The 18,236-nt window shown below is 43.1% G+C and carries 14 protein-coding genes; 4 read left to right on the top strand and 10 right to left on the bottom strand.

Going from position 1 to position 18,236, the window contains the following annotated elements:
- The first annotated feature begins 47 nt into the window (after window positions 1-47).
- Window positions 48-1,535, top strand: a complete 1,488-nt coding sequence (gene zwf, locus ODU39_RS06205; protein WP_024407440.1) for a glucose-6-phosphate dehydrogenase — start codon at window positions 48-50, stop codon at window positions 1,533-1,535.
- 42 nt (window positions 1,536-1,577) lie between these two features.
- On the top strand, window positions 1,578-2,252 hold the full coding sequence (locus ODU39_RS06200) for a DNA alkylation repair protein (protein WP_398580105.1): 675 nt from the start codon (window positions 1,578-1,580) through the stop codon (window positions 2,250-2,252).
- A 45-nt stretch (window positions 2,253-2,297) separates the two neighbouring features.
- Here ODU39_RS06200 and ftsY read toward each other — a convergent pair whose 3' ends face one another.
- From ftsY to rnc, 5 genes are read right to left on the bottom strand one after another with little or no spacing between them, the layout of a single operon-like run.
- The gene (ftsY, locus tag ODU39_RS06195) at window positions 2,298-3,572 is read right to left on the bottom strand and encodes a signal recognition particle-docking protein FtsY (RefSeq protein WP_398580104.1); all 1,275 of its coding nucleotides are present in this window, start codon (window positions 3,570-3,572) and stop codon (window positions 2,298-2,300) included.
- A gap of 1 nt (window position 3,573) precedes the next feature.
- Window positions 3,574-4,386, bottom strand: coding sequence for a Cof-type HAD-IIB family hydrolase (locus tag ODU39_RS06190; RefSeq protein WP_024399453.1), 813 nt, complete (start codon window positions 4,384-4,386; stop codon window positions 3,574-3,576).
- Window positions 4,376-5,185, bottom strand: a complete 810-nt coding sequence (locus ODU39_RS06185; RefSeq protein WP_398580103.1) for a Cof-type HAD-IIB family hydrolase — start codon at window positions 5,183-5,185, stop codon at window positions 4,376-4,378. The genes ODU39_RS06190 and ODU39_RS06185 overlap by 11 nt, the downstream gene beginning before the upstream one ends.
- Complete coding sequence (gene smc / locus ODU39_RS06180; RefSeq protein WP_398580102.1) at window positions 5,182-8,715, bottom strand: chromosome segregation protein SMC; 3,534 nt, start codon at window positions 8,713-8,715, stop codon at window positions 5,182-5,184. The genes ODU39_RS06185 and smc overlap by 4 nt, the downstream gene beginning before the upstream one ends.
- Window positions 8,716-8,717: 2 nt before the next feature.
- The gene (rnc, locus tag ODU39_RS06175; RefSeq protein ID WP_205014996.1) at window positions 8,718-9,404 is read right to left on the bottom strand and encodes a ribonuclease III; all 687 of its coding nucleotides are present in this window, start codon (window positions 9,402-9,404) and stop codon (window positions 8,718-8,720) included.
- 188 nt (window positions 9,405-9,592) lie between these two features.
- Between rnc and ODU39_RS06170 the strand changes: the two genes are divergently transcribed.
- A complete protein-coding gene (locus ODU39_RS06170) occupies window positions 9,593-10,582 on the top strand; it encodes an acyltransferase family protein (protein WP_398580101.1) in 990 nt (329 codons plus the stop codon).
- A gap of 191 nt (window positions 10,583-10,773) precedes the next feature.
- Here the strand turns inward: ODU39_RS06170 and ODU39_RS06165 are convergent, their stop codons facing one another.
- Both ODU39_RS06165 and ODU39_RS06160 read right to left on the bottom strand, forming a co-directional pair.
- Complete coding sequence (locus ODU39_RS06165) at window positions 10,774-11,814, bottom strand: helix-turn-helix transcriptional regulator (RefSeq protein ID WP_136670368.1); 1,041 nt, start codon at window positions 11,812-11,814, stop codon at window positions 10,774-10,776.
- 11 nt (window positions 11,815-11,825) lie between these two features.
- Window positions 11,826-13,094 (bottom strand): MFS transporter, encoded by a 1,269-nt coding sequence (locus ODU39_RS06160; RefSeq protein WP_398580100.1) that lies wholly within the window; start codon window positions 13,092-13,094, stop codon window positions 11,826-11,828.
- A 271-nt stretch (window positions 13,095-13,365) separates the two neighbouring features.
- Between ODU39_RS06160 and ODU39_RS06155 the strand changes: the two genes are divergently transcribed.
- Entirely contained in the window at window positions 13,366-14,853 is a 1,488-nt protein-coding gene (locus tag ODU39_RS06155; protein WP_002936048.1) for a DUF1846 domain-containing protein, read from the top strand.
- 43 nt (window positions 14,854-14,896) lie between these two features.
- Here ODU39_RS06155 and ptsP read toward each other — a convergent pair whose 3' ends face one another.
- The 3 genes from ptsP to icd all read right to left on the bottom strand — a co-directional run bounded on the left by ptsP (window position 14,897) and on the right by icd (window position 18,235).
- On the bottom strand, window positions 14,897-16,630 hold the full coding sequence (ptsP, locus tag ODU39_RS06150; protein ID WP_105148367.1) for a phosphoenolpyruvate--protein phosphotransferase: 1,734 nt from the start codon (window positions 16,628-16,630) through the stop codon (window positions 14,897-14,899).
- A 4-nt stretch (window positions 16,631-16,634) separates the two neighbouring features.
- Window positions 16,635-16,898 carry a phosphocarrier protein HPr gene (locus ODU39_RS06145; RefSeq protein WP_002936050.1) on the bottom strand — a complete coding sequence of 88 codons (264 nt, stop codon included), beginning with the start codon at window positions 16,896-16,898 and terminating at the stop codon, window positions 16,635-16,637.
- 155 nt (window positions 16,899-17,053) lie between these two features.
- Window positions 17,054-18,235, bottom strand: coding sequence for an NADP-dependent isocitrate dehydrogenase (gene icd, locus ODU39_RS06140; protein ID WP_141600418.1), 1,182 nt, complete (start codon window positions 18,233-18,235; stop codon window positions 17,054-17,056).
- Window position 18,236 lies beyond the last annotated feature (1 nt).

The raw sequence follows: 18,236 nt of genomic DNA, 5'->3' as shown, positions 1-18,236 counted from the left end.
AATTTATGCTATAATAGTGTCTATACTCAACAGATAGGAATGAAATTATGTCATCACATGTATTGTTTACAATTTTTGGTGCTAGTGGCGACCTTGCCAAACGCAAACTTTACCCATCTTTATTCCGCCTCTATAAGGCTGGACACATCAAGGAAAACTTTGCAGTAATTGGTACAGCTCGCAGACCCTGGACCAAGGAATTTTTTGAGCAAACCGTCATTGAATCACTAGGTGATCTGCCTGACACACCACGTCAAGCTCATGAATTTGCTAGTCATTTCTACTACCAAAGCCACGATGTCAATGACACGGAACATTATGTAGCTCTTCGTAAATTACAGGACGACTTGTGTGAAAAATACGATACCCAGCACAACAAGGTCTTCTTCCTCTCTATGGCACCTGAATTTTTCGGAACCATTGCCAAACACCTCAAATCTGAGCAAATCGTTGATGGACAAGGTTTTGAACGCTTGATTATTGAAAAACCTTTCGGAACTAGCCTTGCTACAGCTACCAAACTCAATGATGAATTGGCAGCAGCCTTCAATGAAGACCAAATCTACCGTATCGATCATTACCTAGGCAAGGAAATGGTGCAAAATATCTTTGCGGTTCGCTTTGCCAATATCATTTTTGAGCATATTTGGAACCGCGACTATATTGACAATGTTCAAATCACTTTCGCTGAAGCCATTGGTGTTGAGGATCGTGGGGGCTACTACGATCATTCTGGCGCCTTAAAAGACATGGTGCAAAACCATGCCCTTCAAGTTCTTTCCCTTCTAGCAATGGATAAGCCAGCCAGCTTCAAGGAGGAAGATGTCCGCGCTGAAAAAATCAAGGTCTTCCAACACCTTCGTCAGCCTTCTGATGAGGACCTCAAACGCAACTTCATCCGTGGTCAATATGCAGCAGGTTCCATCGACGGAAAAGACTACGTTAGCTACTTGGATGAACCAAATATTGCCGAAGCTTCTCAGACAGAAACCTTTGCAGGAGGTGTCTTCTTCGTTGATACTGACCGTTTCCGTGATGTCCCTTTCTTCTTCCGTACAGGTAAACGCCTGACAGAAAAGGGCACACGCGTGACCATCACCTTCAAGCATGCGGAAGATATTTTTGGTCAACCTTCTGAGGCCAATGTCTTGACCATTTTCATCCAACCAACTGAAGGCTTCATGCTCTCTATCAACGGTAAGGAAGTTGGTTCTCACTTTGCACTTACTCCTGCCAAACTCAACTTCCGCCACAATGCAACTGCTCTTGGAAATTCACCTGAAGCCTACGAAAAACTATTTTACGATGTCCTAAATGGTGATTCTACTAACTTTAGCCATTGGGAAGAAGTGAAAGCAAGCTGGAGCTTGATTGACCGCATTGTTGATTTGTGGGCAAGCAACCAAGTCCCACTCCACACCTATCCAGCTGGAACTATGGGACCTGAGGCTGCCTTTGATTTGCTAGAAAGCTACGGTTGCAAGTGGGTCTGGACACCTGATGTGTGGTATCGTGAACGTGGCTTGTTAAAATAACACATGAAAACTGGAGCAATCCAGTTTTTTTCGGAGATATTTATGACTGAATTAAACACTATTCTCACCCAACTTGAAGCAGCCAGCCATGCTGGCACCCTCAAGCGTTATGAAAAAATTGGCGAAACTAAGCCCTACTACGGCGTTCCGATGGGAGCTATTTCTGGTATCGCCAAGGCCTATAAAAATCGACTGGACTTGTTTGCTCCACTCTGGCAAACAGGTGTCCTTGAGTCACAATATTTAGCTATTCAAATTGCCAAAACAAAACCTGACCAGCTGACTTCTGCTGTTTTAGAAGCCTGCCTAAATGAACAAGTTTCGGTCAACGTCCTCGATAAGCTAGCTTCCATCATTCTTAGCAAACGCAAGGATAGCAAAGACTGGGAGGAATACTTACTCATCCAAGACCAAGCAATTTTTCAGCGACTTGGTTGGTTCCTTCGTGCCAAATACTTTGCTGGAAAAACAGCAACAAATCAAGAAATTGAAGAGACTCTAGACCATATTCGCCAGCATTTACAGAATGCAGAACCACTTATCCAATGGACCATGAACCAGTGCTTGGTGGAGATTGCCGTTGCTTACCCCGACTATCTAGAACAAGGCCTTGCAATCGGTCAGCAGTTAGCTGTCTATGCAGACATGAAAGTACCAAAAGGCTGTACTTCTGCCTACGCACCAGACTGGATAGAAGCTTTATTGCGGAAAAAATGAAAACACAAAAGTAGCTAACTGTCACAGTTAACTACTTTTTTCATTCTACACCAATCCCTCCAAGAGCCCACGCATGAACTCTTCGGATTTGAATTCTCCGATGTCATCAATTTTCTCACCGAAACCAATCAGTTTAACAGGAATATCCAGTTCCTGACGGATGGCAAGAACAACACCACCTTTTGCAGTACCATCTAGTTTGGTCAAGACCAAGCCTGTCAATGGGGTAATTTTTGCAAATTCCTTGGCTTGACTGAGGGCATTTTGACCTGTGGAGGCATCCAGTGCTAAAAGGGTTTCATGCGGTGCATCAGGCAGGGTCCGTTTGATAATGCGACCGATTTTTTCCAGCTCTGCCATGAGGTTTTCTTTATTTTGTAAGCGACCTGCAGTGTCAATCATGAGAATATCCACGCCTTCTGCCACGGCACGTTTTACCCCATCAAAGACCACGCTAGCTGGGTCTGACTTTTCTGGACCTGTGACCACTGGCACATCGACACGGCGACCCCACTCGACCAGCTGGGCTACCGCCCCCGCACGGAAGGTGTCCGCTGCAACCAACATGACCTTCTTGCCAGCCTGCTTGTACTTGTAGGCTAACTTACCGATAGAAGTCGTCTTCCCAACACCGTTGACACCGACAAAGAGCATGACTGTCAAATCATCTTGAAAATTGATTTGCTCGCTGAATTGACCATCTTTTTCGTAAATATCCACCAATTTTTCGATGATGACCCTACGGAGTTCATCTGTCTTCTTGGCATTTTGTAGCTTGGCTTCATAGCGGAGCTCCTCTGTCAGAGTAGAAGCAACTTGCACACCTACGTCTGACAAAATCAGCATTTCTTCCAACTCTTCGAAAAATTCTTCATCAACCGAACGGAAATTGGCAAAGAATTCATTGAGCCTCGCCCCAAAGCCTGTACGCGTCTTTTTCAAGGTACGCTGGTACTTGTCCTGCTCACTTTCTTGCTCTACTGGAACAACTTCCTCAACGGGCTCTTCCTTGACTTTGGTTTGAATAGCAGGGTCAAAGCCTTGTTCCTGCGCTTCCTTCACTCGAGCCGCAGCAGCTTCTTTGGCTGCATAATATTGAGCCATCATGTCTAAGGTCCGTTGTTTCTGAGCTTCTTGCTCGGCAGTCAATTCAGACTCTACTACTTCAGACTGGATCTCTTCCATTTCTTGACTAGCTGACTCAACCTCAATAGTTACAGTATCTTCGCTAGAAGCCGACTGCTCTGTTTCTACTTCTTCAACAAGAGCGACTTGCTCCTCTTGTTTTTCTTGTCCAAATAATCGATCAAATAATCCCATACTAGTCCTCATTCAATACATAGTGCTCGATGGCCCAAGCAATGCCATCTTCATCATTGGTTTTTGGCAGGACAAGGTTGGCCGCAGACTTGATTTCATCAGTCGCATTAGCCATGGCAACGCCCAGACCAGCCCATTCGATCATCGAAAGATCGTTACCTTCATCACCACAGGCCATCACTTCTGACTGGTCAATCCCCAGATGTCCAATCAACTTAGCCAAACCATTTGCCTTGTGGACACCTTTTGGACTCCATTCGAGCAGAATATCACGCGATTTGAAAATCTCGAAGCGCTCGTGAAGTTCTGCAGGAATTTTTGGAATTTGTCCATCTAGAAATGCTGCATCTACAGCTGAGACTGCCTTATTGTAGACAAAATCTTCTGGCATTTCCTCATCACTTGCCACAATTTTATTAAGCAATGGATTACAAGTTAGATAAAGTGATTCATGGGCTGATGGTAGCGAATAGACATCGCCACCATAAAGAACATCCAGAGGCAGGTCCAAATCATTTGTCACACGACGGATGGTGCGCACATCTTCAATAGTGAAGCCAACCTTATCCAAAACCCGACCTGTATTTTCCTGGACTAGACCACCGTTAAATGTAATCGAATATTGATTCTCCCCTAGCAGATCTAGTTCTTCTAGAAAAGTACCGATAGCTTGTAAAGGACGCCCTGTTGTCAGAACTACATAAACTCCACGCTCACGCGCTGCCTGCAAGGCCTTTTTATTAGCTTCTGAAATCCGTTTGTCCGATGTCAGAAGTGTTCCATCTAAATCCAATGCAATCAACTTAATTGCCATTTACTTCCTCCTCTAAATAGGCTAATACTGCTCCATCATTGCAATGACCAATCATCAAATCTGCCCGAGCTTTCACTTCCTCTCTTGCATTTTCTGTCGCAAGAGCTAGACCTGCAAAGTCAAACATATCCAAATCATTTTGATTATCACCAAATACCACTACATCCTGACGGGTAATTCCAAAATGAGCACAGAGATGACTCAAACCAACTGATTTATTTGAACCATTTGGAATTATATCAATATTGTCAAAACCAGTTGTCATGGCCGTTACACCTTCAAATGTATTATTTAACCATCGTCTGGCATCGTCCATTTCCTCAGGAGAAAATTTGGCATTGATTTTTATAATCTCTTCTCGAACTTCTTCAAATGTGTCTACCAATCGAAAATGTGCGTAATAATTCGTCATCGCTTCTAAAAACTGAGGCTCAGCATTTTTTAATAAATAAAAGTTTTCGAGGCCAGACAGCACCATGGACCGACTGCTACCAAAGGGACCTGCATCAATACCCGCGATAATCGGCAGATAGATTTCAGGACTAATTGGATCATCCATAAAGATAGTCTGCCCCTGATATTCAACGATTGAACCATTTTCTGCCACAAAACCGATTTCATCTACAAAATCTTCAAAAACAAGTTTCAGGCTTTGCATAGATCGCCCACTTGCTGCCACAAATAAATAACCTTTTTCTTTAAACTGATTCAGTATACGACGAAACCGGTCCTTATCAAAACTATGGTCTTCTCGTAAAAAGGTACCATCCATATCACTGGCGTAAATTTTGTTAATCATAATTTCTCCACATCTTTCAGCTTAACGGAAACAATCTTGGACACGCCAGATTCCTGCATGGTCACCCCATACATGGCATCCGCTGCCGCCATGGTCCCTTTACGGTGGGTCACGACGATAAACTGACTCTCCTTATCAAAACGGTTGAGGTAGTCACCAAAACGTTTGACATTTGCCTCATCCAAGGCTGCCTCCACCTCATCGAGAATTACAAAAGGAATGGTCTTAACACGGATAATGGAAAATAGCAGAGCGAGGGCCGAAAGGGCTTTTTCGCCACCTGACATAAGATTGAGAGATTGAATTTTCTTACCCGGAGGCTGAACTGAAATCTCCACACCCGCAGTCAATAGGTCACCTTCTGTCAAAATCAAATCCGCTGAACCACCGCCAAACATTTGTTTGAATGTCTGCTTAAAGCTTTCGCGAATAGCTTCAAAAGTAACCTTGAAGCGCTCTTTGACTTCATCATCCATCTCGTGGATAGTATCTAGTAGTAAATCACGCGCCGACAAAATATCTGTCCGTTGCTCATTGAGGAAGGTAAGGCGATTATTAACCTCGTCATACTGCTCAATAGCATCCAAATTGACTGGACCCAAAGCACGAATAGCTCTTTCTAGGTCTTTGAGGCTTTGTTCAGCAACTGCAAGATTCTCAACTTCCTTGGCCTGAGACTGGGCAGCTTCAAAACTCAATTTAAAATGCTCGGTCAAATTACCAAGTAAAGTCCGTAATTTATCGCCCGCTTGCTCACAATCCGCCTCTAACTTAGCCTGCTTACGAATCAAGTCATCATTCTTAGTCCGAACTTGTTGCAATCTTTCTTCCAAGTCTTCAAACTGCCCATCAATATCTTCCAATTCAAACTTTAAGCGAATTAAAATCTGATTGGTCTGGTTTTGCTTATCAGATGCCGCCTGCAATTGTTCTTCAAGAATCTCAATACTAGTATCTTCAAGAGCTTCTAGCTTCTGGTCAATCATATCCTCTAAAAGAGAAATTTCCTTATCTGCAACCACTTTTTCTTCTTGCAAACGTCTCAGATCTGTCTGTTCAAAACGAAGTTGGCTAGTGAGTTCAGCCTGTTCCAAAGTTAGTTGACTCTTCTGAGTCTGTAGTTTCTGCAAGCTTTCTTGAATACTGTCGCGATTATCACGGACTTGATTGATTTGTTGATCCAAGGCTAGTTTTTTCTCATTCAAGGCTTGGACATTTACTTCTTCCTTAGCAGCAGCCTCTTCTAGCTCAGTCAAAATGGTCGGACTAACCTGACTCATTTGCAGGTCATACTGGGCTGATAGCTGAGCCAGTCTATTTTCTGCCTGTTCCTGATGAATCCTTGCGCTCTGCTGGTTCAATCTAGCTTCTTCCCCCTCCGCCTTAATCGTTTCCAAGGCTTCTCTGGTCTGGTCTAAGCTAGTTTTCTTAGCTGCAACCAAGCTTTCTTGCTCCTGCAACTGGCTAGACAGCTCTGCTATTTCTCCTAAAAGAGCATCGAGTTCTGGTTTGATAAAGGTCGTGCTGTTATTTCGATTGCTACCACCAGCAAAGGCTCCACCAGGACGGATTTCCGCTCCATCCATGGTCACCATACGCACTTGAAACTTGGTTGCCCGCGCTGCCTGATTGGCATGGTCAATGGTATCAAAAATTGCGATAGTGCCTAGCAAATTTTGGAAAATCGCATCTAAATTTGGCTGATAAGTCACCAAATCACTTGCAAGCCCCAAAAATCCATCGGAAGATTCTAGTAAAGTGATTTGCTGTCCAGAAAGCTGACGTGGCTTGATGGTTGTCAGAGGTAAGAAGGTTGCCCGTCCTTGCCGTTTTTCTTTCAAAAATGCGATAGCTCGTTTAGCAGTCGCTTCATCTTCAACGATGACATTTTGACTAGCACCACCAAGAGCAATTTCCAAAGCCGTTTGGTAACGAGTATCGAAGGTCAGTTGTTCACTGACTGCTCCAATAATTCCTCCTAAGCTTGGTGCCGCCTGTAAGACAGCCTTAACCCCCGCGTAAAAATTGGAGTGATTTTTCAAGATAGCTTCTAAACTAGACTGGCGAGCCTGTTTGCCTTTCAACTGATCCAGCAAATCAAACAAGCGACCTTGCTCAGCCTGATAAGCAGTCTGGGCTTGATCCAATTCTGTTTTTTGGGTCTGATAGCTCTCAAGTAACTGGCGTAAAACCTGATCAGCTTCTTCTAAACTTTTCCGACTCTTATCAAGTACTTCTTGAGCTGTTTGTTTTTCCGTCTGCAAGCGTGCCAAGTCTTCAGATTTACTCTCAGAAAGACTGATTTGATTGGCAATATCCTGCTGAATCTTGGTCAGACGGTTTGAAGCTTCTGCCTCTTCCTGCATCAGAGCAACATACTGTTCACGCAGATGATCTAAAACCTGATCAGGATCTTCTGAAAAGTAGGAAATTTCTTTGTCTACCGCAGCAATATCTTCTTTCAAACTAGACAAGGAACTATCTAATTGCGCAAGTGTTTCTTGCTTTTGCTCAATCTGTTCTGCCAACTGCTCTCGTCGAGTCAACAAGTTTTCCAAACGCGCCTGCGCTTCTTGACGACTTGATTCGTTTTGACTAGATTCCAGTTTATGGACCTCAATTTTTCGCTCCAAATCACTGATTAACTTGGTCAAATCCAACAGAACTGCCTGTTCACGCTCCAATTGTTCTGACAGGCGGTGGCGCTTCTCTTTCAAGTTCTGATTTTCTTGCTCCAGCTCAGAACGCTGTTTGTAGTAGCTAGTCAATTCAGTTTTGACAGATTCTAGTTCGGCTTCTTTTTCCGATAACTTTTCCTTACCAAGCGACAACTGAGCCACCAAAACATCTAAGTATAATTCCTTACGTTGACCATCTAATTCTAGAAATTTCTTAGCAGTTTGTGCCTGTTTCTCCAATGGTTTGACCTGATTATCCAGTTCATAGATAATATCGTCCAAGCGGTCCAAGTTGCCCTGGGCCTGTGCCAGCTTACTTTCTGTTTCTTTCTTACGGGTCTTGTATTTTAAGACCCCTGCCGCCTCTTCAAAAATTGCACGGCGTTCCTCAGGTTTGGAATTAAAAATGGCCTCTACCCGTCCTTGAGAAATAATGGAGAAAGAATCCCGACCCAAGCCAGTATCCATGAAAAGATCATGAATATCCCGTAGGCGAACCTTTTTCCCATCAATCAGGTACTCACTATCACCAGAACGATAAATGTGGCGTTCAACCTTAATTTCCTTAGCCTTATCCACGATAAATCCGCTAGAATTATCCAAGGTCACGACAACTGAGGCATAGTTAAGAGCCTTGCGGCTTTCCGTTCCTGCAAAGATAACATCGGGCATCTTGCCTCCACGTAAGCTTTTAGCAGACGACTCTCCCAAGGCCCAACGTAGACTTTCTGTAATATTGGACTTGCCAGAACCATTCGGCCCTACAACAGCAGTCACTCCACGGTCAAAGACGACTTTGGTCTTATCCGCAAAGGACTTAAAGCCCTGCATTTCAATTGATTTTAGATACATACCTATCCTCTAGCCTCCACAGCATTTTTGGCGGCGGCTTGTTCAGCTAATTTCTTAGAGCGACCACGACCACGACCAATCACACGCTGATCAGCAGATACCTCCACTTCAAAGGTCTTATCATGGGCAGGACCAGACTCAGCTATTACTTGATACGAAATAGCAATCTCACCATTGACCTGCAAAATTTCCTGCAAAGCAGTCTTATAGTCGGTCACGCGCTCAAAATTCCCTTTTTCCAAGCGAGGAATCATGACCTTATGGATAAATTCCTCCACGGTCTTTTCCCCCTTGTCCAATAGCAGAGCTCCTAAGAACGCCTCGAAAGCATCTCCTAGAATGGTATCGCGATTGCGTCCGCCAGATTTCTCCTCACCCTTACCAAGACGAAGAAACCGATCAAAACCACAAGCACGCGAAAAACCAGCCAAAGACTCCTCACGTACAAAGGTCGAACGCAACTTGGACATCTCACCTTCGGGTTTATCAGGATATTTTTGATAGAGATATTTGGAAATCATCAACTGGAGAACAGCGTCTCCTAAAAATTCCAAGCGCTCATTATGTGAAATTTTTAGAAGGCGATGCTCATTGGCATAAGAAGTATGGGTAAAAGCCGTTTCTAATAAATTCAAATCCGAAAAATCAATCCCAAAATCAGCCAATAATTTTGCATGTAAATCTTTCATCTATATGCTCCTTTCTAACTTAAACGAAATAGATGGTTTACATTTACTCCGTCCTAACATTATACCATATTTTCCACTGGACTTCTCTTGTCAACTAAGTTTCAGCCAGCACCTCTCCACATCTTTTTGCAAACATTTACATATTCATCAGATTTCGATAAAATGGAAGAAAAAAGAAAAATGTTAACATGCAAAATAAGACAAAACCACTCAATACATCACTGCTCTCCCTCATCCAGTTCATCGGAGCTATTTTAGTCATCGCCCTCCATTGTCGCAGGCTATTTGAAGCAGACCAGCTCCACTTTATCCAAAAATCCATCTTTAGTCGCATGGTCGTTCCCTACTTCATGGTCACAGCCAGCTTCTTCCTCCGACGCAACTACCCCAGCCTCTCCAAACAATACCTCATCCGCTACAGCAAACAATACCTGACCTGGTCCATCCTCTACCTCCCCTTCTACCTCATCTACCTAACACTCCAAGAAATCCCCTTCCCCTACTATCCCCTCGCACTCCTAGTCGGACTGACCTACACCGGCACCAGCTACCAACTCTGGTACATGCCCGCTTTCTTTCTAGGTCTTGTCCTCGTCCATTTTTCCTTGGAGAAATGGGGCTGGCGCATCACAGCTTGTCTAGCCTGCCTTCTATATCTTCTAGGCTCAGTCGAAACCTACTCCTCCTACCTAGCAGAATCGATTTTCCTGACCGCATTTGACAGCTACAAAACCTTCTTTTTCACCAGCCGTAACGGCCTCTTCTACGCACCGATTTTTGTCCTGACAGGCTTTTACCTAGCCGACAAACTCAATCAACCCATTTTCCAATACAGACAAAAAAACAAACTACTTGTCTGCATAGCTCTTTTAACTTTTGAGGCTACAATCATCTATCTCAATCAGGGCTACGACAAGAACTTTCTATTTAGCCTGATTCCATTCACAGCCTATCTAGTCGCCTGGACCCTAACCACAGACCTCTTCCGCCAGAAAAAATTCCAATTTCTCAAAGAATACGCCAGCTATTATTATTTTATCCATGTTATCCCAGTCGAAATCAGCTTTTTCTTCCTAGAAACTAGTGCCCTGACCAAAATACAGCAAGGTTGGTTAGTCTTCCTTATCACCATCATCACTTGCCAACTGCTCAGCTGGTTAATCATTAATACTCAATGAAAATCAAAAACAGACTAGCTCCAACAGTCTGGGAATAGACTGTTGGAGGTCGGAAATTAGACGAACTTGGTTCGTGACCGTAAGATGCGGATAGAACTGAGTTCATCAAATCAAGTCAACAACGTCTGATTTTGATTTTCGAAGAGTATAAGCACAAAAGAACCTTGTAAGATCTAACTTACAAGGCTTTTTTACAAATCAAAATCCTCTTTCAACTTATCAATCACCTGTTGGAGTAAATCCCGATTGACACTGTATTTGACATTCTTGTCTTTGGCATTAAAGAGAAGCAGGTCGCCGTTAATCAGCTTTTGAGTGTGGAAGGATACTGCTGCCCCTGTAATAGCCAATCGCTCTGCAATATCCTTGCTCTTGGCATGGGGCTTGGTCAACTCCACCAAGACCTGATAACGCGTGCTATCACTGATGACTTTAAGAGCCGTTGTCAAATCATCCAGATCCAGCTCGTCATTTGAGAGCATAATCTGGTCAATTCGACAGGAAGCCAAAAGAGCGACTTTCATATGGTCAAATTGTTCATTGCCATAATAAGCAAACCAATAATTCCAAGGACTGAGGACGAAGAATTGAGCAGTTTCCACTCCTAAAGCATCCAAGCCAGTCATGGACAACTGCTTGGACTCTCGATAGAGTTTTTCAATGTCAAATTCCTGAGCAAATTTTTCACGCTCCGCCCTTGCCTCTTCAAAGTAAGGCTGATAGATTGGAAGCATCTTGTCCAAGAGAGTGACAGACCGCTCAACAGTTTCCAAAGGATTGCGAATGGCCAGTGACCAATACCACTTATCTGCTGGCTTTTTATCCGTTTTTTCCAAGAGTTCCATGAGGCTGAGGTCCTTCTCACGACGTCCGTCATTTTCAGACGCCAACATGGTCCGCATGGCCTCTTCTACTTCTTCTTGAGACAGCTTTACAATCAACTGACAGGCTTCCTCAACCGTCTTTGGATCCTGTCCATCATTCAAAAGATAGAAATAAAGACTATGCAAAATGTTAAAGATTTGCCCCCAGACAAAGACCTGATTGGCTTCCTGACGAAAATCGGCCAGCTTTTCCTCTATTTCATCTCGAATTTCCAAAGCATCTTTGAGAATGTCTTTTTCTTTCTGTGAAAAATCCGCCTCAATCGGTTCCTCACGTTCCGTAACAATTAAAGGAATAAAGAATTTTTCGACAATCTCGCTTCTATAATCTCGGTAATCTAATTTCATACACAAACTTTCTAAACTTGAGCTACTTCATTTTTAGGTCTACGCCCCACAAGAATAGTATAGCCCAACAACCCCACAGAAAGCAAGAGGAAGGTGAGAGAAATACTTGTCGCAGAAAGAAGAGTCACCATAAGGGCAACCAAGGCTTGACCTGCTACCATACCGATTTGACAGAAGGTGTCGATACCTCCGCCAACGGTTGCTAATTTATCCTCCGGCAATTCATTCATAACCAGAGCACTCATTTTTGGATTGAAAATTCCCAGTGTCACTGCCGTTACGAAGATCACTGCCAGTACCACATAAATATTGTGGAGAAAGAAACCCGAGAAAAGTAAAACAGGCATAAGAGTAGAAAACTTGAGGAGATTGATCAAGCTGACATTTTTGAACAAAGCCATACCGATACTTGACCCCAAGATACTACCAACTGAGAAGAAAATGGAAATCAAAGCAATGGTTGTTCCTGCATTGACAATCACAAAGTCTGAGAACTCCTTCATATTTAGAATAACTAATGGTGAAAGTGCGGTAAAAATGGCATTCAGGCTGGCAATGGTCACAATTGACGCTTTGAGAACTGGAATATTCTGAACAGCTTGGTAGGATTCTTTGAGACTGTTACGCATGCCCTTGATAAGTCCTGCTTCTGTTTCTGTTTGCTCAGCTTCTTGGATAGGATTTTCCTTCAGTAGCTTGGCAAGAGCTGGACGGAGGGTTGCCATGATGGCAAGACTGACCAAGAAGGTCCCTGCATTGAAGAAGGCGAGATTCTGGTAAGACATGAATCCGATGAGGATAGCACCGCTAGCTTGGAAGGCAATTTGCAAAAGACTTTTCACCGTCATCTTAAAAGCCATAGCTGTTTCACGGTCTTCAGCTGCCACAACCCGCAAGCTGACTGGCATATAGAGACCGTTTTCGTATTGACCAGCAAGGTCAGACAGGAAGTTGATGACGCAGACCACTGCCACAACCCAGAGGGCTGGTGCAAATCCCATCAGGAAACCAACAAGGGCATACAAACCAACACGGATCACAAGGGTAGCTAGAATGGTATCTAATTTATTTTTTGTCTTATCCGCCCAGATTCCAATGAAGAGGCCTGCCAAAATCGGCAAGGTTTCAGAAGCGGTAATCATGGCCAGGGCAAACTTGGTATCTGGTAAGAGTAAAACATAGTTCATCAAGGCCAGATAGTAAAGCGTATCTCCAAAGTTAGAAATCAAGTCCGCTACAAAGCTGGATAGAAATAATTTATTGTGAATCAACTTTTTCATAAACATCCCCTTAAACATCAATTAAATATTTGTTTAATATTATTTTACACTTTATTTCAATAAAGTCAATACTTAATTTTATAAAAATTAAATATTTTTTAAACACTTGTTTAATTTTCCTTCTATCTGACTTTTTCTTGACAAGATTAGCACAGTTTGTTATAGTATTGTTCGGGCACCTCTTTTGAGAGGTCGGAGAAAAGGCTCTCTAGTTTTAGGGAGCTATTTTTGTTTTTCCCGAAGTATAATACATCATCGGAGGACTTATTGGATGAAAAAAATCGCATTTGATTCAACTAAATATTTGAATTTGCAACGTGACCATATTTTAGAACGAATTGCTCAGTTTGAAGGCAAGCTCTATATGGAATTTGGCGGAAAAATGCTGGAAGATTTCCACGCAGCCCGTGTTTTGCCTGGCTATGAACCAGATAACAAAATCAAACTCCTCCAAGAGTTGAAAGACCAAGTAGAAATCGTCATCGCCATCAATGCCAGCAACATCGAACATTCTAAGGCACGTGGTGACTTGGGTATTTCTTATGACCAAGAAGTCTTCCGCTTGATTGACACCTTCAATGATATTGATATTTATGTTGGTTCTGTCGTCATTACCCAATACCGCAACCAACCAGCCGCAGACGCCTTCCGCAAGCAGTTGGAAAAACATGGTATCAAGTCCTATCTCCACTACCCAATCAAAGGCTATCCTTCTGATATTGACCACATCATCTCACCAGAAGGTATGGGCAAAAATGACTACATCGAAACTAGTCGCAATCTCGTCGTTGTCACCGCACCTGGACCTGGTTCAGGTAAATTAGCGACTTGTATCTCCCAACTTTACCACGACCAACTGCATGGCGTAACATCAGGCTATGCTAAGTTTGAAACCTTCCCTGTCTGGAACTTGCCTCTCCACCACCCAGTCAACCTGGCCTATGAGGCAGCAACTGCCGACCTGGACGACCTCAACATGATTGACCCCTTCCACCTGCAAACCTACGGCAAAACTGCGGTCAACTACAACCGTGACATCGAAGTATTCCCTGTCCTCAACCGTACCTTTGAACGTATTTTGAACAAATCACCATATGCCTCACCGACAGACATGGGGGTCAACATGGTGGGCTACTCCATCGTAGACGAAGAGGCTGCGATCGAAGCATCCAAGCAAGAAATCATCCGTCGCTACTACCAGACCTTGGTTGATTTCAAGGCAGAGCGGGTGAGCGAGCAAGCAGTTAAAAAGATTGAACTCCTCATGAATGAAGTCGGTGTGACACCAGCAGATCGTAAGGTTGTTATCGCTGCACGCGAAAAAGCAGAGCTGACAACTAGCCCTGCCCTTGCTATTCAGTTGCCAACTGGAGAGATTGTAACAGGTAAAACATCAGACCTCCTCAAACCAACTGCAACTGTTCTTCTCAATGCCATCAAGCAAATTGCTAACATCGATGATGAAACACTTCTCATCGAACCAAACTACATCCGTCCAATTCAAGAATTGAAGGCAGATTATCTGGATAAGACCAATACACGACTCGATGCAAGTGAGATTCTTAACGCCCTTGCCATTACTGCACAAGACAGCCCTCTTGCTGCACGTGCCATGAAAGAATTAGGGCAATTAAATGGTAGTGAAGCTCACTCAACAGTCATTTTATCTGATGAAGATAAGAGTGTCCTTCGTAAATTAGGTATCAATCTTACCTTTGACCCTATCTACCAACACAACAAGTTTTATCAGAAAAACTAAGCACACAAAAAGCAAGGATTCAATTCCCTGCTTTTTTCAATGATTAATCAAAATCAACATACTCTTTTTGAAGTTCAAGAACTTCTTCTGCCGTTGCACATTCTGTCAAGGCACGGTGAGCATATTCTTCCATCTTAGCTGTATCAAGTTTCTTCATAAGGCTACGTGTACGAAGTACAGATGTTGCACTCATAGAGAACTCGTCCAAGCCCATACCTACAAGAAGTGGAACAGCTTGTTGATCACCAGCCATCTCACCACACATACCAGCCCATTTGCCTTCTGCGTGTGCAGCCTTGATAACGTTGTTGATCAAGCGAAGGATTGATGGGTTGTATGGTTGGTAGAGGTATGAAACTTGCTCGTTCATACGGTCTGCAGCCATTGTGTACTGGATAAGGTCGTTCGTACCGATTGAGAAGAAGTCAACTTCTTTGGCAAATTGATCTGCAAGCATTGCTGCAGCAGGGATTTCAATCATGATACCTACTTGGATATCATCTGCAACTGCTACACCTTCAGCCAACAAGTTTGCTTTTTCTTCATCAAGGATTGCTTTTGCTGCACGGAATTCAGTCAACAAGGCAACCATTGGGAACATGATACGAAGTTTACCATGTACTGATGAACGAAGAAGGGCACGCAACTGAGTACGGAACATTTGATTACCAGTCTCAGAGATAGAGATACGAAGGGCACGGAAACCAAGGAATGGGTTCATTTCGTGTGGAAGGTCGAAGTAAGGAAGCTCCTTATCACCACCAATATCCATTGTACGAACCACAACAGGCTTGCCGTTCATACCTTCAAGAACAGCCTTGTAAGCTTCGTATTGCTCGTCTTCTGTTGGGAAGTCTTGTGAGTCCATGTACAAGAATTCTGTACGGTAAAGACCAACAGCTTCTGCACCGTTATCATTTACACCTTCAACGTCTTTTGGTGTACCGATGTTTGCTGCCAATTCAAAGTGTTTGCCGTCAGCTGTAACTGTTTGAGCATCTTTCAAAAGAGCCCATTCAGCTTTTTGTTTAGCATAGGCTTCACCAGCTGCTTTAAATTCTGCAATCACTTCGTCAGAAGGGTTAATCACTACATCACCTGTGATACCGTTAACAGCCAATACATCACCGTCTTTAACGATTTCAGTAATGTTATTTGTACCCAAAACAGCAGCAATTTCAAGTGTACGAGCCATGATAGCTGAGTGACTTGTACGACCACCAATGTTCGTTACAAAAGCTTTTACAAACTGTTTGTTTAATTGCGCTGTATCTGAAGGTGTCAAGTCATGCGCGATAACGATTGACTCTTCGTCGATAGTTGCTGGGTTTGGCAAGCGAACACCAAGCAAGTGTGCCAATACACGTTTTGCTACGTCACGAATATCTGCGGCACGCTCTTGCATGTATGGGTTATCTTCCATACCTTCAAAGATAGCGATAAACATATCCGTAACTTCTTTCAAACCAGTCTCAGCATTTGTTTTCTTCGCACGAATTGTTTCCTTAATCTGACCAATCATTTCTGGGTCAGCAAGAACCATCAAGTGTGCATCAAATACGGCTGCGGCCTCTTCACCTAGGCTAGCTACTGCGTTCTCACGAATAACAGAAAGCTCGTTTTGAGATGCTTCTAGAGCAGCATCCAAACGAGCTTCCTCTGCATTTGTATCTTCAACTGTAACAGTTTCGAAGGACAAATCTGGCTGAACGAGTAGATATGCCTTAGCAACAGCAACACCATCTGATGCTGCGATTCCTTTAAGCATTTCTGTCATATTCTTATGCCAATCCTTCTTTTTCCATTGTTTCAGTGATAGCTGCGATTGCATCGTCAGCATCAGCACCTTCAGCAGAGATTGTTACGTCAGCGCCTTGACCAACACCAAGACTCATAACACCCATGATAGATTTAAGGTTAACAGACTTTTCTTTGTAGTTCAAAGTGATGTCTGAAGCAAATTTACTAGCTGTTTGCACAAGCAAAGTTGCTGGACGTGCGTGGATACCTGTTTCTGCCACAATGTGGAAGTCTTTTGAAGCCATATTTGGATTCTCCTTTATTTTTACAAAATTGTGAGTTATTTGTGATAACCCTTACAAAGGACATTATACCACTTTTTGAAATCATTTTCAAGATTTTTTTACCTTTCTTTCATGTTTCCGTCATACAAAGAGAGGTTCATTTTACTTTTTCTTCATTAAATAGAGTCTAGTAGAACTTCTGAAAATTGACTAGTAGATAGATGAGCAACGTCCAAAATTTTAGCAAAATCAAGCGTAACATTTTTATTTATAAAAGCATCTTCCAAGGCCTGAATAATTAAAGTAGCTGCTTCTTTCCAGCCTATATATTCCAACATCATACAAGCCGAAAGCAAGAGGGAACATGGATTAGCCAGATTCTTCCCTGCAATATCAGGAGCAGTTCCATGTGTCGCTTCAAAGATAGCATGACCTGTCTGATAATTAATGTTAGCACCTGGTGAGATGCCTATTCCTCCGACCTGTGCCGCAAGAGCATCTGATGCATAATCTCCATTTAGATTTGTAAGAGCAACCACTTGGAAGTTTTCCGGCGCCAATAAAATCTGCTGCAGAAAGTTATCCGCAATAATGTCATTTACTACCAAAGTCCCCTCTGCAAGTTCTGTAGCAAATTCTTCTTTCGCCAATTCATAACCCCATTTGCGGAAACCGCCTTCTGTAAACTTTTGAATATTTCCCTTATGAACTAAGGTCACTATCTTCAGTTGATGTTCTAAGGCATATTCTATTGCAGAGCGAATGAGGCGTTTACTCCCTTCTTCCGAAATCGGTTTGATACCAATACTTGAAGATTCTGGAAAACGAATATTTATCACTCCCATTTCTTCTTGCAGAAAGGAAATGACTTTGGCAACTTCATCTGAACCAGCCTCCCATTCAATACCTGCATAAATATCTTCTGTATTTTCACGAAAAATAGTAATATCCGTCTTTTCAGGCTCTTTCAGCGGACTTGGCACTCCCTTAAAATAGCGAATCGGGCGCACACAGGCATACAAATCTAATTCTTGACGAAGTGCAACATTAAGAGAACGATGACCTTTCCCAATCGGCGTCCCCAAGGGACCTTTGATTGCAACTAAATACTCACGGATTATTGACAATGTCTCATTCGGCAAAGAAGTTCCCGTTAATTCATAAGCCTTTTCTCCTGCAAAAACCTCCCTCCACTGAATAGAACGTTGACCTGCATAGGCTTTTTTCACTGCAGCATCAATAACTTTTTGACTGACTGACCAAATATCCCTGCCAATACCATCTCCTTCAATATAAGGAATAACGGGACAATCTGGGACAATTAACCGTCCCTCTCTCATCAGGATTTTTTCTGCCATA

It is taken from the genome of Streptococcus sp. 2021WUSS126 (assembly GCF_044427255.1).
GTDB lineage: Bacteria > Bacillota > Bacilli > Lactobacillales > Streptococcaceae > Streptococcus > Streptococcus hashimotonensis.
Note: the sequence above shows the minus strand (reverse complement) of the source record. Positions and strands in the feature narration are given on the sequence as shown.

Bases quoted from the DNA above. Each gene is read 5' to 3' on its own strand.
- ODU39_RS06170 (WP_398580101.1), top strand. From the start codon at position 9,593: ATGCAAAATAAGACAAAACCACTCAATACATCACTGCTCTCCCTCATC.
- ODU39_RS06145 (WP_002936050.1), bottom strand. From the start codon at position 16,898: ATGGCTTCAAAAGACTTCCACATTGTGGCAGAAACAGGTATCCACGCA.
- ftsY (WP_398580104.1), bottom strand. From the start codon at position 3,572: ATGGGATTATTTGATCGATTATTTGGACAAGAAAAACAAGAGGAGCAA.
- ODU39_RS06155 (WP_002936048.1), top strand. From the start codon at position 13,366: ATGAAAAAAATCGCATTTGATTCAACTAAATATTTGAATTTGCAACGT.
- icd (WP_141600418.1), bottom strand. From the start codon at position 18,235: ATGGCAGAAAAAATCCTGATGAGAGAGGGACGGTTAATTGTCCCAGAT.
- smc (WP_398580102.1), bottom strand. From the start codon at position 8,715: ATGTATCTAAAATCAATTGAAATGCAGGGCTTTAAGTCCTTTGCGGAT.
- ODU39_RS06185 (WP_398580103.1), bottom strand. From the start codon at position 5,185: ATGATTAACAAAATTTACGCCAGTGATATGGATGGTACCTTTTTACGA.
- ODU39_RS06190 (WP_024399453.1), bottom strand. From the start codon at position 4,386: ATGGCAATTAAGTTGATTGCATTGGATTTAGATGGAACACTTCTGACA.
- rnc (WP_205014996.1), bottom strand. From the start codon at position 9,404: ATGAAAGATTTACATGCAAAATTATTGGCTGATTTTGGGATTGATTTT.
- zwf (WP_024407440.1), top strand. From the start codon at position 48: ATGTCATCACATGTATTGTTTACAATTTTTGGTGCTAGTGGCGACCTT.
- ODU39_RS06165 (WP_136670368.1), bottom strand. From the start codon at position 11,814: ATGAAATTAGATTACCGAGATTATAGAAGCGAGATTGTCGAAAAATTC.
- ptsP (WP_105148367.1), bottom strand. From the start codon at position 16,630: ATGACAGAAATGCTTAAAGGAATCGCAGCATCAGATGGTGTTGCTGTT.
- ODU39_RS06200 (WP_398580105.1), top strand. From the start codon at position 1,578: ATGACTGAATTAAACACTATTCTCACCCAACTTGAAGCAGCCAGCCAT.
- ODU39_RS06160 (WP_398580100.1), bottom strand. From the start codon at position 13,094: ATGAAAAAGTTGATTCACAATAAATTATTTCTATCCAGCTTTGTAGCG.